General features: G+C 49.1%; 15 protein-coding genes. 7 read left to right on the forward strand and 8 right to left on the reverse strand.

Features of this window, described 5'->3' with window-relative positions:
* Positions 1 to 118 precede the first annotated feature (118 nt).
* Both ASG24_RS07480 and ASG24_RS07485 read left to right on the forward strand, forming a co-directional pair.
* Positions 119 to 631 carry a cytochrome c gene (locus ASG24_RS07480; RefSeq protein WP_055828303.1) on the forward strand — a complete coding sequence of 171 codons (513 nt, stop codon included), beginning with the start codon at positions 119 to 121 and terminating at the stop codon, positions 629 to 631.
* 68 nt (positions 632 to 699) lie between these two features.
* Positions 700 to 2,025: an NAD(P)/FAD-dependent oxidoreductase gene (locus tag ASG24_RS07485; protein WP_055828300.1), complete on the forward strand. Its 1,326-nt coding sequence runs from the start codon at positions 700 to 702 to the stop codon at positions 2,023 to 2,025.
* A gap of 74 nt (positions 2,026 to 2,099) precedes the next feature.
* Here ASG24_RS07485 and lplT read toward each other — a convergent pair whose 3' ends face one another.
* The 8 genes from lplT to moaA form a co-directional block, all read right to left on the reverse strand.
* The gene (lplT, locus tag ASG24_RS07490; RefSeq protein ID WP_055828297.1) at positions 2,100 to 3,269 is read right to left on the reverse strand and encodes a lysophospholipid transporter LplT; all 1,170 of its coding nucleotides are present in this window, start codon (positions 3,267 to 3,269) and stop codon (positions 2,100 to 2,102) included.
* 21 nt (positions 3,270 to 3,290) lie between these two features.
* A complete protein-coding gene (locus ASG24_RS07495) occupies positions 3,291 to 4,685 on the reverse strand; it encodes a PhoH family protein (protein ID WP_055869733.1) in 1,395 nt (464 codons plus the stop codon).
* An 11-nt stretch (positions 4,686 to 4,696) separates the two neighbouring features.
* On the reverse strand, positions 4,697 to 5,158 hold the full coding sequence (locus ASG24_RS07500) for a peroxiredoxin (protein ID WP_055870446.1): 462 nt from the start codon (positions 5,156 to 5,158) through the stop codon (positions 4,697 to 4,699).
* A gap of 101 nt (positions 5,159 to 5,259) precedes the next feature.
* On the reverse strand, positions 5,260 to 6,738 hold the full coding sequence (locus tag ASG24_RS07505; protein WP_055869735.1) for a HAMP domain-containing sensor histidine kinase: 1,479 nt from the start codon (positions 6,736 to 6,738) through the stop codon (positions 5,260 to 5,262).
* Between the two features lie 3 nt (positions 6,739 to 6,741).
* Positions 6,742 to 7,533, reverse strand: a complete 792-nt coding sequence (locus ASG24_RS07510) for an energy transducer TonB (protein ID WP_055869738.1) — start codon at positions 7,531 to 7,533, stop codon at positions 6,742 to 6,744.
* 86 nt (positions 7,534 to 7,619) lie between these two features.
* A complete protein-coding gene (gene glp / locus ASG24_RS07515) occupies positions 7,620 to 8,888 on the reverse strand; it encodes a gephyrin-like molybdotransferase Glp (RefSeq protein WP_055869743.1) in 1,269 nt (422 codons plus the stop codon).
* Between the two features lie 132 nt (positions 8,889 to 9,020).
* The gene (gene mobA / locus ASG24_RS07520) at positions 9,021 to 9,569 is read right to left on the reverse strand and encodes a molybdenum cofactor guanylyltransferase MobA (protein ID WP_055869746.1); all 549 of its coding nucleotides are present in this window, start codon (positions 9,567 to 9,569) and stop codon (positions 9,021 to 9,023) included.
* On the reverse strand, positions 9,570 to 10,580 hold the full coding sequence (moaA, locus tag ASG24_RS07525; protein ID WP_055870448.1) for a GTP 3',8-cyclase MoaA: 1,011 nt from the start codon (positions 10,578 to 10,580) through the stop codon (positions 9,570 to 9,572). It lies immediately after the preceding gene.
* Between the two features lie 121 nt (positions 10,581 to 10,701).
* On the opposite strand from moaA, the gene ASG24_RS07530 reads away from it, so the two are divergent.
* The 5 genes from ASG24_RS07530 to ASG24_RS07550 all read left to right on the forward strand — a co-directional run bounded on the left by ASG24_RS07530 (position 10,702) and on the right by ASG24_RS07550 (position 16,889).
* Positions 10,702 to 11,181: a formate dehydrogenase subunit gamma gene (locus ASG24_RS07530; protein WP_055869749.1), complete on the forward strand. Its 480-nt coding sequence runs from the start codon at positions 10,702 to 10,704 to the stop codon at positions 11,179 to 11,181.
* On the forward strand, positions 11,174 to 12,739 hold the full coding sequence (locus ASG24_RS07535; protein ID WP_055869752.1) for an NADH-quinone oxidoreductase subunit NuoF: 1,566 nt from the start codon (positions 11,174 to 11,176) through the stop codon (positions 12,737 to 12,739). The genes ASG24_RS07530 and ASG24_RS07535 overlap by 8 nt, the downstream gene beginning before the upstream one ends.
* 17 nt (positions 12,740 to 12,756) lie before the next feature.
* Positions 12,757 to 15,678: a formate dehydrogenase subunit alpha gene (fdhF, locus tag ASG24_RS07540; RefSeq protein ID WP_055869754.1), complete on the forward strand. Its 2,922-nt coding sequence runs from the start codon at positions 12,757 to 12,759 to the stop codon at positions 15,676 to 15,678.
* A complete protein-coding gene (fdhD, locus tag ASG24_RS07545) occupies positions 15,678 to 16,574 on the forward strand; it encodes a formate dehydrogenase accessory sulfurtransferase FdhD (RefSeq protein ID WP_055869758.1) in 897 nt (298 codons plus the stop codon). Before fdhF ends, fdhD begins: the two co-directional genes overlap by 1 nt.
* 96 nt (positions 16,575 to 16,670) lie before the next feature.
* Entirely contained in the window at positions 16,671 to 16,889 is a 219-nt protein-coding gene (locus ASG24_RS07550) for a formate dehydrogenase subunit delta (RefSeq protein WP_055869761.1), read from the forward strand.
* Positions 16,890 to 16,908: the final 19 nt, after the last annotated feature.

Genomic DNA, 16,908 nt, shown 5'->3' on the forward strand with positions numbered 1-16,908 from the left:
CCTTGGTGACCGTTTTTTGTTTTTATGGCACAATGATTCAGTCGGTTTTATCTATAATTAAAACAATAAAAAACTGTTTAATTTCAAAGAATATCTAAGTAAACATATGGGGGCAATCATGAGAAGTTTGTTGTTAACGTCAGTTCTTGCTACGTTATTGGTGGCATGTAGTAATGGTGGTCAATCCGGTGCAGGATCAGAGGCAGCTGCAGAGGATATTAAGGCAATCAAATTTGAGGCTACCCAGGATGGACAGCCGTTGCAAATTGATGCAAAAATGTTCGATACACCAGCCGCAAAAGAATTTTTAAGCACAGGCAAAAATCCATATATTGGCAAAGAAGATGCAATCAAGGAAGGCAAAAAGAAATTTAACTTGTTTTCCTGCGTAGCTTGTCATGGTGGTCATGGCGAAGGTGCGGTTGGGCCTGGCTTGATTGGTGAAAACTTCCGGTATGCCAAAAATGCCACTAATAAAGGCATGTTTGAGACTATCTGGCATGGTACAAATGGCGGTATGGGTGCAAAAGGTTTTGGTCTGATGGCACCAGATGATGGTTTGAAGCCAGATGACGTATTGAAAGTGATCGCTTTTATTCGTAGCCATGCCAAAATCACAGGTAACGAATAGCGGTATAATGTAGTTGTTGTGCGCGCTTGGCAGTACGGCAGGCGCGCTTTTTTATTGAAGGATATAGTGTGACGGATGAAAATAATTTGCACCATGTCATCATCGTAGGTGGTGGCGCAGGTGGACTGGAGTTAGCAACCAAGCTGGGAGATTCCCTTGGAAAAAAGAACAAGGCTCTCATCACGCTGATTGATAGCACCAGAACACATGTATGGAAACCGTTATTACATGAAATCGCAGCCGGTAGCATGGATCCAGACCGTCACGAGCTGGATTACCTTGCACAAGCGCATTGGCATCACTTCAAGTTCCGCCTGGGGCGTATGGATGGCTTAAATCGCGCTACGCGTGAAGTGAGCCTGGCGCCATTTATGGACGAAGATGGCAATGAAGTCATTGCACGGCGTACGTTTAAATATGACACCCTGATTATTGCCGTTGGTAGTACGACTAATGACTTTGGCATCAACGGAGCACGTGAATACTCACTGGCATTAGACACTCACTCCCAGGCACAACGGTTCCACCGTTACCTGCACAACGCATTATTACGGGCGCAGACGCAATCTGAAGCATTGAAGCCTGGGCAGCTTGAAGTTGCTATCGTGGGTGCTGGTGCCACGGGTGTTGAACTGGCTGCTGAGTTGCATAACACCACACGTGAATTAACTGCCTACGGATTGGACAAGATTGACCCGGATCGTGATGTCAAAATTTCACTGATTGAAGCCAGCGACCGCATTTTACCGGCGTTACCGAATAAGCTTTCTTACGCTGTAGATGTTGAGTTGCGTAAACTGCGTGTGAACGTCTTTACTGGTGAGCGTGTGACTGAAGTGTCTCCTAAAGGGATTACCACACATAGTGGTCGTTTTATTCCTGCGGAACTGGTCGTGTGGGCAGCGGGTATTAAGGCACCGGATTTCCTAAAGGATATTGATGGCCTGGAGACGAATAGAATTAATCAACTAGTCGTTAACCAGCACCTGCAAACCACGCGGGATGAAAATATTTTTGCTTTCGGGGATTGTGCCGCCTGTCCATGGCTGGGCCACGACACGACGGTGCCGCCACGTGCGCAAGCTGCGCATCAGGAAGCATCATTACTGGTGAAAACAGTGAAAGCACGCGTGGCAGGCAAAGAAACGCTGCCAGAGTTTCATTACCGCGATTATGGCTCACTGGTTAACCTTGGTAAATACTCTACTGTCGGTAGCTTGATGGGTGCTGTGGCTGGCGGCAGCATGTATATTCAGGGCTTATTTGCCCGTGTGATGTACCGTAGCCTGTATAAAATGCATTTGATGGCATTGCATGGCGTGCTGGCGGTGATTGTGCATAGCATCGGCCGCCTGATATCCAGACGTACCGAACCACATGTGAAACTGCACTAATCACTCAGCATGTCAAAAAACAAAAAGGGCGCTGCAAGCGCCCTTTTTGTTTAGCCCCAAAGTGTTTAGTTTACTTAACGTTGAATATGTTTACGGTAAACGAATGTAATCAACGACATACTGACAATAATAAACACACCAAATATTGCCACAATGGTATTGATTTCGAACTTTGCACCCACCATCCAGGTATAGGCACCCAGTAACAGTAGTATGCCTATGTTTTCGTTAAAGTTTTGCACAGCGATCGAGTGCCCGGCACCCAGCAAATGATGGCCACGATGCTGTAGCAGAGAGTTCAGCGGCACTAAAAAATAGCCTGACAACACGCCAATCACAAACAGTAAAACAGCAGCTACAATCGGGTTGGTAATAAGTACCATACTGATCACCAGGATGCCCATATAAATGCCTGCTGGTAATACCTTAACGGCATTCTCCAGCTGGACATAGCGCGAGGCGATGACTGAACCGGCAGCAATGCCTACAGCCAGAATCGCGATCAGGTAAGTCGCTTCCTGCTGTGTAAAGCCGAGCTTCACGTCTGCCCATTTCAGCACCACAAACTGCAAAGTCGCCCCGGCGCCCCAGAACAGTGTCGTTACCGCCAGGGAAACCTGGCCTTGCGGGTCTTTCCACAAGGTAATAAATGCATGCCAAAAGTCCTTCAACAAGTACTTGAGCGTCTTTTGCTCTACCTTGTGGTCGATAGGTACTTTAGGGATGAAATAGTTAAACGCTGCTGCGAGTAGATAAAGCAGCGTAATAAACGCAATACCCACATAAGGGCTGGTCGCGGCAGCAATTGTAGATCCAAACACCGGTCCCAAAATAATGGCGGTCACTGTCGTGCCTTCCATCCACGCATTGGCTTTGATCAGCAGATGTGAAGGCAGCATTTCAGTCAGGATGCCGTATTTAGCCGGGGAGTACGCCGCAGCACCAATACCCACCACCGCATAGGCGTATAGTGGCGGTACACCAGCGAGCGCCAGCAAACACCCTGCGAACTTGAGGCCATTGCTTAAAAACATGACCCGGCCTTTGGGTAACGCGTCAGCAAAGGGGCCTACAAACGGCGCCAGCAGGATATAGGAGATGACGAAAAACTCGCGCAACAAAGGCTCGTGCCAAGTCGGGGCATTCAGTTGCGCGAGCAGGGCAATGGCTGCAAACAGGAGTGCATTATCGGCAATTGCCGATAAAAACTGGGCAATCAGTAGGGTATAAAAGCCTTTGACCATGGCAGCAGGGCAGACGAATGTCTACAACACCTCTGCCGCAAAATCAGCCAGGCGCGAACGCTCGCCACGAATCAGGGTGATGTGGCCGTTATGCTGCCAGTTCTTGAAGCGGTCAACCACATAAGTAAGGCCAGAGCTACCTTCTGTTAAATAAGGTGTATCAATTTGCGCAATATTGCCTAAACAGACCACTTTGGTGCCTGGGCCTGCGCGCGTGATGAGCGTTTTCATCTGTTTCGGCGTCAGGTTTTGCGCTTCATCAATGATCAGGAATTTATTCAGGAAAGTGCGGCCACGCATAAAGTTGAGCGACTTGATCTTGATTCTCGTACGGATCAAATCCTGTGTTGCAGCACGGCCCCATTCGCCGACATCTTCATCAGTCTTGTTCAGCACATCCAGGTTATCTTCCAGTGCGCCCATCCAAGGCGCCATTTTTTCTTCTTCAGTGCCTGGTAAAAAGCCGATATCTTCACCCACCGGTACGGTAACACGGGTCATGATGATTTCAGAATAGCGTTTTTTATCAAGGGTTTGCGTCAGGGCGGCCGCCAGGGTCAATAATGTTTTACCGGTACCTGCCTGGCCGAGCAAGGTCACGAAATCAATGTCAGGATCCATCAACAGATTTAAAGCAAAGTTCTGTTCGCGATTACGCGCAGTAATGCCCCATACATTGTGCTTGGGGTTTGCATGGTCATGCACCACTTCCAGCACCGCAGAATTATCTTCAAGTTTGCGCACTATCGCATGAAAAGGTTTGTTGTATTCATAAAACACAAATTCATTGATCAGGAGCGATTTCACAACCGGTCCGCTGATTTTGTAAAACATCCGGCCTGCTTCCTGCCAGGAATGCATGTCTTTGCTATGTTCCTCCCAGAAGTTTTCCGGTAGCTCTCGCAAGCCGGTATACAGCATATCGCTGTCTTCCAGCACTTTGTCGTTGAAGTAGTCTTCAGAAGGCACCCCCATGGCGCGTGCCTTGATGCGGATATTAATATCCTTGCTGACCAGGATGACGTTACGGTCAGGCGTTTGTTTTTTGAGCGCTAGAACAACACTGATAATCTGGTTGTCTGCTTTACTCCCTGCCAATCCTGGCAAATCTGTAGGCACATGCTCCGTCTGGAAAAACAGTTTTCCCGGCAGGTGGCGATTACCCTTGATCGCTAGCGAACAGCCAGCTTCCAAGTTGTCAGTATCGGCGCTACCCATGATTTCTTCCAGGAAACGGCTGGCTTGGCGCGCATTTCGGGCAACTTCCGTAAGACCTTTTTTGCCATTATCCAACTCTTCCAAGGTCACCATCGGTAAGTACACATCGTGTTCTTCGAACCTGAACAGCGATGAAGGATCGTGCATCAGTACATTGGTATCCAGAACGAACAGCTTAGTTTGTGGAGCACGTGCCATAGAAAATCACTTTATGAGTGGAAAGATTGGATACAGGCCAGCACTTCTGCGGCATGGCCATCGACCTTGACACCACGCCATTCGCGGACAATGGTGCCTTTTGGATCAATTAAAAACGTACTACGCTCAATACCACGTACCTGCTTGCCGTACATGTTTTTCATTTTAATCACATCAAACGCCTGACAGGCAAGTTCTTCGCTATCGGAGATTAACTCAAACGGAAACATGTATTTGGCTTTGAAGTTTTCGTGAGATTTAAGCGTATCCCGCGAAATTCCGAAAATCACGGCATTTGCGGCTGTGAACTCAGCATGCATATCTCGAAACTGGATGCCTTGAGTGGTACAGCCAGGCGTCGCATCTTTGGGATAAAAATACAAAACAATGTATTTCCCCAAATAGTCGCTGACTTTGAATTGAAGGCCGGAGGTGGCTGGCAAGGATAACGCTGGAGCAGGTGAATTCAACATAATATTCATGGCAAATGCTTAATCACATTGTTGATAAAAAACCAAAATTAAGCAAGCAGAAAAAGAAAATTAGTCGCTAACAAGCTTTTGTGTGGGCCAAGTTATTGAGGTAATGAAATAGTGATGCGGGTGCCATTGCCTGCCTGGCTGTCAAATTGCATGGCGCCGCCTAACTCTTCGCAGACTTTGAATGCAAAAGGAATACCCAGGCCGGTACCAAAGCGTTTGGTGGTTGGTCCAGGTGTGATGGCATGCGGATCTGGCTTAAACGGCATTCCGGGGCCCTGATCTATGATGACCAGCGTCAACGTATTATCTAAAAGTACACACTGAATATGAATCTCAGAGCCTTTCGGAGAGGCTTCAGAAGCGTTGAGCAATAAGTTATAGAGCATTTGTTCCAACAGGTGCTCATCAGTCAATATCAGGCGTTTTATATTGGCACTGTCTTCAATGATTTTGATGTTTTTTTCATTAAGTTTGGGCTGCAGCGTCATGATCGCGCCTTGCACAATTGACGACAGCATTAGCTGGTTCAGCATCGGTTTAATCGGGTGCAAATATGAGAGCAGGCTGCCAGTCCATCTTTCCAGGCGGTCTACAGTGTGTATGATCCCCTGCACAGATTCCTGGGTATCACGGTCCGGCGCATCAATCACCTGGGCTGTTGCGCGAATACTGGCGAGCGGATTGCGGATGTTATGTGCCAGCATCGGCACCAGCAGGCCGAGTGCCGCCTGTTTTTCACTTTTAACGAGGGCATCACGGCTTAAGGCCAGATCCTCGGCCATTTTATTAATCTCTTTAGATAGCACCGCCAGCTCTTCCGCACCTGCTTCAGGCACCTGGTGGCTCAGGTTGCCAGCACTGATCGCATTGGTAGCAATCATGATGTCATTGATTGGTTTGACGATGGACCGCTTTAAAATGCGCCTTGAATAAATAATCAGTACACAGGCCAGCAATAGTGGCAATGACAACACTGCAATTGAGCTGCTTCTGGCGTCTTCCAGGCGATTTTTGATCTCGCTTTGCTTGATCATCAACAGGTGCTCAGCGCGTTTGGATACTTCTTCGTAATGCGTAAAAATACCGGTTTCAATATCCTGGTAAATAGACTTCTGCGCCTGTTTGTTCGGGTTGTTCTGATAGCGGTAAAACAAGGTTGGTGCTTCATTTACCAGCTTGCGGTATTTACTTTCAATTTCGCTAAGCGCAGTTCTTTCTTCTTCATCAATCGCAATCTTTTGCAAGCGCTCCAAGTGCAACAAAATGGATGCCGTGTAGTGGTTATATTCGTTGAGCGCATTTTCTTCCTGCAGAAAAAAAGCATCGAATAACTCCTTTACCTGGCGATATAAATCGCCCCTGACCAGATAAATTTCCTGGATAACGATATTGATACGCTGGGATTGTTTGGAGGCTTTATCCCATAGATAAATGCCGTAGCCTCCGCTGGCCACCGCCAGAATAATCAGGGCAATAAAGTACAGGTCATGAAACAACAATAAGTGTCGAAGAGACTTGCCATAGGCTCTTTGCGTAAAAGCTTTTTTAAATTTTCCTTGGGAAAGTGCCATGTGCTAGCTGGACAATCTGAAGCTGACTGTCACTACAATATTGCTGATTTTACCGCGCAGAATCTCGTTAAAATGCGGTTTTAACTGCGATTTCTGTGCGGCTGCCAGTGCCGCCTCATCAATCGCTTTATTGCCACTGGACTCAAGCACTTCGATCCCTGTGATGTTGCCATGGTCATCAATGTTAATGCTCAGTTTGACATCACCTTCAATGCCCCTGTCTTGCGCAATTCTGGGGTAGCGCTGGTTTTTCTTTAGCTCCCTGTGTGCTGCGTTTCTAAACGCATTGCGCGCAGCTTCAATATCACCTTCACTAGGCCCCGTCGCTTTTGGGGGCTCCGGGGGTGGTGCAGGCGGTGCTGGCGGCGGCACAACTTCAGCTTTACTCTCGCTAGCGGTTGGTTTCGCCGTAATCACTGAAGGCGCCGGCGTTTCTGCAACTGTCCGGGTAGGTTCTACCGGTGGTTCCGGCAGAGGCGATGCCTTTTGCGGCAGGGTTGGTTTTTGTTCCGCAGGCTTAGGCTCTACCGGCTTAGGTGGTGGTTTTACCGGTTCAGGCTTGGGTGGTTCAGGTGTAGGTGGCGTTGGTTCAGGTTCGGCTGGAGGCGAAACCGCTGCTGGTGGCATCTCTTTCACGAGCTCGATTTGAATTTCCTGTTTCTGGACTGGGGGCTTTTCGTAAGTAGGTTTAGGAATATAAAGCATGATCAATGCATGTACCAGCAGCGAGCCAATCAGGCACCACTCCAATACATGTTTGAACTGTGTTTTTGATTCTTGTAGAACGGCTTGCACGCCTAAACCCTAACCTTAAAGCCCCATACGACCCGACACTATAAGCTATTTTTTAGCATTCCTGCCAGTGCCTGAAGGTTTGTTATCTAGCACACGCCATGGAAAGGTTGTACTTCTACCAAAGTCCCAGCTTCCAGTGCGCCGGTTTGCTCATTAAGCACAATAAAGCAATTGGCCCGGCTCATGCTGCTTAAAATACCAGAGCCTTGTTCGCCAGTGGTTTTCACTTTCCAGGTTTCACCTTGTTTAAACAATATGCCACGCTGAAATTCAGTACGTCCAGTGGCCTTTTTAATGGCGTTGACACATTCGACTTGAAAAGACGGTGTTGCCAGGTGAGCTGCTCCCATCAAAGTTTTGAGCGCTTCCTGAACAAACTGGTAGAAAGTGACCATGGCAGACACCGGGTTACCAGGCAGTCCAAAATAATGCGCAGTGCCGATTTTGCCGTAAGCCAGCGGCCGGCCTGGCTTCATGTTGATTTTCCAGAACAAGACCTGTCCATGTTTGGCTAGCAGTTGTTTCATAAAGTCTGCTTCGCCAACCGAGACGCCACCACTGGTAATTACTACATCGTATTCAGAGGCGGCTTCCAGCAAAGTTTTTTCCAAGGCAGCCGGGTCATCGGCCACATTGCCAAGGTCAGTGACTGACACACCAATTGCTTCTAACACACCCCATAAACTGTAACGGTTACTGTCATAAATCTGCCCTGGTTGCAAAGGTTTGCCGACGCTTACCAACTCATCACCAGTGCTAAAAAAAGCCACTTTTAATCGACGATAGACCTCAATTTCACCAATCCCCAAAGAGGCCAGCAGACCCATATCTGCAGGTTCAATGCGATGACCAGGCGTTAATACCGTTTGGCCTACCGCTATATCTTCTCCGGTCAGGCGGATATTGGCGCCCAAAGCCGGCAATTTTACCAGGGTAACCAACTCGCCTTCAGTTAAGGTTTGTTCCTGCATGATGACCGTATCGACGGTAGGTGGGATGACCGCTCCTGTCATGATTTTGATGCAGCAGCCGGCCGGAATTTCTGAAGTAAACGGAGCGCCCGCAAATGCAGTACCGATCACGTTGAGTGGATTTCCCCCTTCTGCATGCCTGAAGGCAAAACCATCCATAGCCGAATTGTTATGGCCAGGCACGTTCATGCCGGAAATCACCGGGGTGGCTAAAAAACGTCCCAAACTGTCTTTGAGTGTTACTGTTTCAGTTTCGCTGACTGGGCTTAAGAACTGCTGGATGTAGTAACGTGCCTGTGTCACTGACATCGCGTTCGGGTCATAGTCATCCATGCACGAGGCTTTTGACGCTAAATCGGATAGTTCTAAATCAGAAGATTGCATGACAAATATTCACCAATTGCAAAATCATTATTTTACAGGCTGTGGCGTCAGCCAGCATGTTAAAAATCAAGTCTGATCCAAGGTTGTTCGCAGTCCAGACGGTAGGCTATTTATATCTACTTGTGGATACCGCTAAAGTGCATGATTAATGTTAGTAAAGGCTAGCTCATCTTCAAAATCAACAAACACCGGTGTATGCCGTGCTTGCCAGGCACTGACGCGGCGCTGCCCCTCTTGCAGAAAAGCATCAAGATCGTTGCTTAAACTGCAATGAAGCAGGCAAAACACCGGATGGTCTCCGCTGCTACTACGTGCAATTGCTATCAAAGCATTTGAGTGGTTAATCGCTCGCGACATTCGCTGGCTTAAATCCAGCGGCAACAGGGGTGAGTCGCATGGCACTGTCAGTAGCCAGTCAGTTTGGGCATGTTTTAAACCTGCCTGAAAACCTGATAATGGACCGTCGAACTGCGTATTAGCATCTGTGACTACGGGAACGCCGAACTGGTGATAGGTCTCGAGGTTACGGTTTGCATTAATCATGACTTGCGCCACTTGTGGCTGTATGCGGTCAAGCACATGTGCCACCATCGTTTTGCCTTGATAATCGACTAGCCCCTTATCAATGCCACCCATACGCATACCACGCCCGCCGGCCAGGATAACTGCGGTAACCTGCATTTAACCGCCTGTATGCGACATAAATCGAATTACGGCTGGCGCTGCCCGCTGTAAATCAAAGTCATGTCCTTTGGGTTTGATGCGCATGCCTTGCAAGATAGCTTCAACCAATGGCATATCGTCTTTAGGGTGAGCGCGCAAAAGTGGCATCAGGTCAATTTTATGTTCTTGTCCCAGGCATAAGAATAATTCACCTTTACAGGTGATGCGCACACGATTGCAGCTTTCGCAAAAGTTATGGCTATGCGGGGAGATAAACCCGATTCTTGTTTTTTCGCCATTGACTTGCCAGTAACGCGCAGGGCCACCGGTTTTATGCATGCTCGGGGTGAGCGAAAACTTACTTTTTAATTGTGCCAGCGTTTCGTTATTACTGATGCAACTGCTTTCACGGTCATGGTTAACTTCACCTAATGGCATTTCTTCAATAAAGCTAATATCAATATGTTTCTGGATAGCAAAGTTGACCAGGTCGATGGCTTCATCATCATTAATGCCACGCATCAGCACAGTGTTAAGTTTGATATTGATGAATCCGGCTTGAATGGCATGCTCAATGCCGGACAGCACTTTTGGCAGTTCACCGACACGCGTGATCTTGCGGAAGCGTTCTTCATCCAGGCTATCTAGCGAAATATTGATACGGTTAACACCGGCGGCTTTTAAAGTCAGGCTGTGTTTATCCAGCTGGCTACCGTTAGTAGTGAGCAGGCATTCCTGCAGGCCTGGCAAATGACCTATCTCTTTAAAAAGCCACATGGCATTTTTGCGTACCAATGGTTCGCCGCCGGTAATGCGAACTTTCGTCACGCCCATACGGACAAACAATTTAACCAGTCGCGAACATTCTTCAAGGCTCAGCACTTCATTGCGAGGCAAAAATGTCATTTCTTCAGCCATGCAATACTGGCAACGGAAATCACAACGGTCGGTGATTGACAGGCGAATGTAGTCGACATGCCGGCCAAACTGGTCGATAAGCTGCGAGGGAATGTGAGTCGAAAATTGCATTGCGTCCATTAATTTTAAAGTAATCAATATTCTATGCCCTTTTCATGGTTTCACAAGGGATGAATAAAGCGTATGATTTCGGGGTGATAGAATGTAACTAAATTGTAACTGCGAGGTTAGTTTGGATCATTTATTAAGCCAGGAGCAGCAGACGCTCATAAAAGCACATATCCAAGCACATCAGCATGTGCCGGGTGGTTTGATGCCTCTTTTACATGCAATTCAGGATGATATCGGCTATGTTCCTGAGATTATTTATCCCGATATATCCAAGGCATTGGCACTTTCAGTCGCTGAAGTGCACGGTGTCGTCAGTTTTTACCACCATTTCCGTACTCACCCGATTGGCAAGCATGTGTTGCAGATTTGTCGTGCGGAATCCTGCCAGGCTATGGGTTCCGAAAAACTTGAGACTGAACTCAAATCCAGACTAGGCGTGGATTACCATCAAACAACCCAAGACGGCAAGGTCACATTGCTACCGGTGTATTGCCTGGGTAACTGTGGGTGCTCACCGGCGGTGATGCTGAATGATGAAGTGTATGGACGCATGAATAGTGAAAAGGTTTCTGAGCTGATTGCCGAGGTTTGCAATGGTTAAGGTATATGTGCCGATTGACTCGACCGCCTTGTCGCTAGGCGCCGAACGCACTGCCAAAGCCATAGTGGCAGAAGCGCAAGCAAGAGGTATTGATATACAACTGATCCGTAACGGTTCACGCGGACTGTTCTGGCTGGAGCCATTGGTGGAAGTGGAGCTTGCCGAAGGTCGCGTCGCTTTTGGCCCGGTGCAACCTAAAGATGTTGCCAGTCTGTTTGATGCAAATTTTATTAATGCACTGTCAGATTCTGCAAAAGGGCATCCTTTATATCTGGGATTAACCGAAGAGCTTGCCTGGTTGAAAAAACAGCAACGCCTGACATTTGCTCGCGTAGGGATAACCGATCCGGTATCGCTGGAAGATTATCTGGCCCATGATGGCTACAAAGGCCTGAAAAATGCACTGGCCTTGAGTGGGGCTGACATTGTGAAAGCAGTCACGGATTCCGGTTTGCGTGGCCGCGGTGGTGCAGCTTTCCCGACCGGCATTAAATGGAATACGGTGCTGAATGCGCCGGCAGAGCAGAAGTATGTGGTCTGCAATGCCGATGAAGGGGACTCAGGCACTTATTCTGACCGCATGATCATGGAAGATGATCCGTTTGTTCTGATCGAAGGGATGACGATTGCCGGTATCGCTGTCGGTGCTACCCAGGGCTATATCTATTTGCGTAGCGAATACCCGCATGCGCTCAAAACCTTGAATGAAGCTATCCGCCGGGCAAATATAGCTGGCTACCTGGGTGAAAATATTCAGGGTTCCGGTAAAACCTTTCATCTGGAAGTACGGCGTGCCGCCGGCGCCTATGTCTGCGGTGAAGAGACATCGCTGCTGGAAAGCCTGGAAGGCAAACGCGGCCTGGTGCGTTTCAAACCACCATTGCCTGCGATTGAAGGTTTGTTTGGCAAGCCGACCATTGTTAATAACGTAATTTCGCTGGCAACCGTGCCTATCATTCTGGATAAAGGCGCACAATATTATGCCGATTACGGCATGGGCAGGTCACGCGGCACCCTACCTATCCAACTAGCGGGTAACCTGAAGCAAACCGGATTGGTTGAACTGGCATTTGGTGCCACCTTGCGCGAGCTGTTGTATGACTATGGCGGTGGCTCGGCCTCAGGTAAACCTATCCGCGCAGTGCAGGTTGGTGGCCCATTAGGCGCATACCTGCCGGAAAGCCAGTTTGATACACCGCTGGATTATGAAGAATTTGGCAAAATCTGGGCGGTACTCGGTCATGGCGGCATCGTGGCGTTTGATGAAACGGCGGATATGGCCAAAATGGCACGTTACGCGTTCGAATTCTGCGCCATTGAAAGCTGCGGTAAATGCACGCCGTGCAGGATTGGTTCTACCCGTGGCGTCGAAGTGATGGATAAAATTGTGGCCGGTAAAAACCATCCGCAGAATGTGCAGTTGCTGCGGGACTTGTCGGACACCATGCTGAATGGTTCTTTATGCGCACTGGGTGGGATGACGCCTTACCCGGTACTAAGTGCGCTGAATCATTTCCCCGAAGATTTTGGTCTGAGTAATAAAGAAGCTGCTGCCTAGGCAGTAAAGGTGACATTATGGATGACATCAAATATACCCCTTCCCAACCTTCAGTATTGAAGTACGACGCGAACAAAGATTACGGCACACCAAAATCTGACAGCGATGTCATGGTGACGCTGAATATCGACGGCGTCGACGTGACTGTGCCTGAAGGTACTTCGATTATGCATGCGGCACAATTGGGTGGCGTAACCGTACCTAAACTGTGTGCGACCGATTCGCTGGAAGCTTTCGGCTCCTGCCGACTGTGCCTGGTGGAAATTGAAGGCCGTCGCGGTTACCCGGCTTCATGCACGACGCCTGTCGCTTCGGGCATTAAAGTCAAAACACAAACACCAAAACTGGCCGATGTGCGCCGTGGGGTGATGGAATTATATATTTCCGACCATCCACTGGATTGTTTGACCTGTGCCGCCAACGGTGATTGCGAATTGCAGGATATGGCAGGTGCAGTAGGCCTGCGCGAGGTCCGCTATGGCTATGAAGGTGAGAATCACCTTGGTCAGGCTAAAGACGAATCCAACCCTTACTTTACGTTTGATGCGTCAAAATGTATCGTCTGCTCCCGTTGCGTGCGAGCCTGTGAAGAAACGCAAGGCACCTTTGCCTTGACTATCCAGGGCCGCGGCTTTGACAGCAAAGTTTCCGCTGGTAACCAGGATTTCCTCGATTCAGAATGTGTGTCCTGTGGTGCCTGCGTACAGGCTTGTCCTACTGCTACCCTGATGGAAAAAACCGTGATTGCAGCAGGTACGCCAGAACATAGCGTGACCACCACGTGTGCTTATTGCGGTGTGGGTTGCAGCTTTGATGCCGAAATGAAGGGCGAAGAAGTGGTACGTATGACGCCGACCAAAGAAGGTGGCGCCAACCACGGACATAGTTGCGTTAAAGGCCGTTTTGCCTGGGGCTATGCAACCCATGCTGACCGTATCACCACCCCGATGATACGCAAGAGCATTCATGATCCATGGCAAAAAGTGGGCTGGGATGAGGCGATTAACTATGCTGCCAGTGAAATTCAACGTATCCAGGCTCAATATGGTAAAGATGCAGTCGGTGGCATTACTTCCAGCCGTTGTACTAACGAAGAAGTCTATGTGACTCAGAAGCTGATCCGCGCTGTATTCGGCAGTAATAACGTAGATACCTGCGCGCGCGTTTGCCACAGCCCGACTGGTTATGGTTTAAAACAAACACTGGGCGAATCTGCCGGTACACAGACCTTTGATTCCGTGATGAAGTCGGATGTAATTTTTGTCATGGGCGCCAATCCAACCGATGGTCACCCGGTGTTCGGCTCATTGATGAAACGCCGCCTGCGTGAAGGCGCCAAGCTTATCGTAGCCGACCCGCGTGCGATTGACCTGGTAGAAAATTCACCTCATATTCGCGCGGACTATCACCTCAATTTGCGCCCAGGTACCAATGTCGCACTAATCAGTGCATTGGCACATGTCGTAGTCACCGAAGGTTTGGTTAAAGAGGACTTTGTCAAAGAGCGTTGTGAATGGGATTCTTTCGTGGCCTGGCGTGACTTTGTTGCCAAACCGGAAAATTCACCTGAGGCGCTGGCCAAAGATTTAGGACTGGATCCGCAAAAGGTACGCGAAGCCGCGCGCCTGTTTGCGACTGGCGGCAACGCAGCCATTTACTATGGCTTGGGTGTGACCGAACATAGCCAGGGCTCAACCACCGTGATGGGTATCGCCAACCTGGCGATGGCGACCGGTAATATTGGCCGCGAAGGCGTTGGCGTCAACCCGTTGCGTGGACAGAATAACGTTCAAGGTTCTTGTGATATGGGCTCCATGCCGCATGAGTTCCCCGGTTATCGCCATGTGTCAGATGACGAAACGCGTGCATTGTTTGAAGCAGCGTGGGGGGTTCCTTTGAGCGCAGACCCAGGATTGCGTATTCCTAACATGCTGGACCTGGCGGCTGAAGGTAGCTTTAAAGCTGTTTATTGCGTTGGTGAAGATATCGCGCAATCAGATCCGGATACCCAGCACGTGACGCATGCGCTGGAGAATATGGAATGCGTGATTGTGCAGGACTTGTTCCTGAACGAAACAGCGAAGTTTGCGCACGTATTTTTCCCCGGTGCTTCTTTCCTTGAGAAAAATGGTACCTTTACTAATGCCGAGCGTCGTATCTCGCCGGTGCGTAAGGTGATGACGCCGAAAAATGGTCTCAGGGAAGATGGCAAGCACGAAGCTGGTTTGGAGGACTGGGAGATTACAGCCAAGTTCTCAGAGGCATTGGGTTACCCTATGCATTACAACCATGCAAGCGACATCATGGATGAAATTGCAGCGCTGACACCTACTTTTAAAGGCGTGAGTTTTAAAAAACTGGATGAACTGGGTAGTATCCAGTGGCCTTGTAATGATGAAGCGCCGACCGGTACGCCGACCATGCACGTCGAAGAGTTTGTGCGCGGCAAAGGTAAATTCTTCGTCACGCAATATGTGCCTACGACCGAACGCGTCAACGGCAAATTCCCGTTGATTCTGACGACCGGCCGCATCCTGTCGCAATATAACGTTGGTGCGCAAACGCGCCGTACTGAAAATGTAGTCTGGCATACGGAAGACAAAATTGAAATCCATCCACATGATGCTGAAGACCGCGGCATTCTGGAAGGGGACTGGGTAGGCATAAGCAGCCGTGCCGGCCAAACGGTGTTGCGCGCCAAGATCACCGAGCGCGTGCAGCCGGGCGTGGTGTACACTACTTTCCACCACCCTGAATCTGGCGCCAATGTGATCACTACCGATAACTCCGACTGGGCCACCAATTGCCCGGAATATAAAGTGACAGCGGTGCAGGTAACCAAGGTGAACCAGTTGTCAGAGTGGCAGAAAGACTACCGCACCTTCAGCGATACGCAAATCGAATTGTCGGGGATGGATCCGCAAACGGTTGTTTCCTGATGGCTCAACCAGCAATTGAATATGATGACTGCCCAATCGCGGACACAAGCAACGATTGGCAGCCACTCACTGCTTATCAAGCAGGCCACGAATTTGAAGTAACCCGCTGGCGTAATGGGCAACCACAAAGCGTGGTGGATACGCTTGCACAAGAAGTACCGGTCGCGCTGGTGTACAACGGCATTTCGCACGTGGTGATGCTTGCAACGCCAGCTGACCTGGAAGACTTTGCCTACGGGTTTTCATTTACCGAAGGCATTATTAGCGAGCGCGCGCAAATTTACGGAATTGACGCAAAAGCCATCCATCATGCCAATGGCCTGTTGAAGGGCATTGAATTGCATATCGAGTTAGCCACGGCACAGTTTGCGGCGCTCAAAGAGCAACGGCGTAACCTGACTGGCCGTACCGGCTGCGGTTTATGTGGTGCGGAAAGCCTGGACCAGGTTTTCAAGATTCCTTCACTGCCAACAACATCTAGGCCAAACCTTTCACTGCAAGCGATTGATACTGCCATAGCGCAACTCAAATCGCAGCAACCGCTACAGCAAATCACCGGAGCAACCCATGCGTGTGCAATCGTCAATGACCAGGGCGACGTATTGCATGTGCGTGAGGATGTCGGCAGGCATAATGCGCTGGATAAACTCATTGGATTATTGTTGCGCCAGAATCTTGAGTTTGGCGAGTTATGGAGCAAGCACTGGGTGCTGACAACCAGCCGCGCCAGTTATGAAATGGTACAAAAGGTCTCTATGACCGGTGGCCGGGCATTAGTCGCCATTTCTGCCCCGACAGCGCTAGCGGTGAATCTGGCACAAGAACAGGATTTTTTGCTGGTAGGGTTTGCCAGGCCAGCACAGTGCGTGGTTTACCATGGCGAATTAACAGGCTAGATTTAAATCGAATCGAAGAAAAGATGATTCTGCTTATTCGGTGTTGATATCTGTGATTGAACAGTTAACTGATTGTTGATTTGAAAAGAGCAAGCGATGGAAGTCGATAAATTAATCAAAATGGCCAACCAGATTGGCGATTTTTTTGAGGCAAATCCGGATGTGGAAGATGCCAAGCTGGAAATTGCCAGTCATTTGAAAAAATTCTGGAACTCGGTGATGATTAAATCGCTGGTGGCGCATGTGCAACAACAGCAGGGCACGGGCTTGCACCCTAAGGTATTGGCTGCCATTCAGCAACATATTCAAGCTTGAATCATTCTGCGTTAACGTC

The sequence above is a fragment of the Methylophilus sp. Leaf414 genome (genome assembly GCF_001425425.1).
GTDB lineage: Bacteria > Pseudomonadota > Gammaproteobacteria > Burkholderiales > Methylophilaceae > Methylophilus.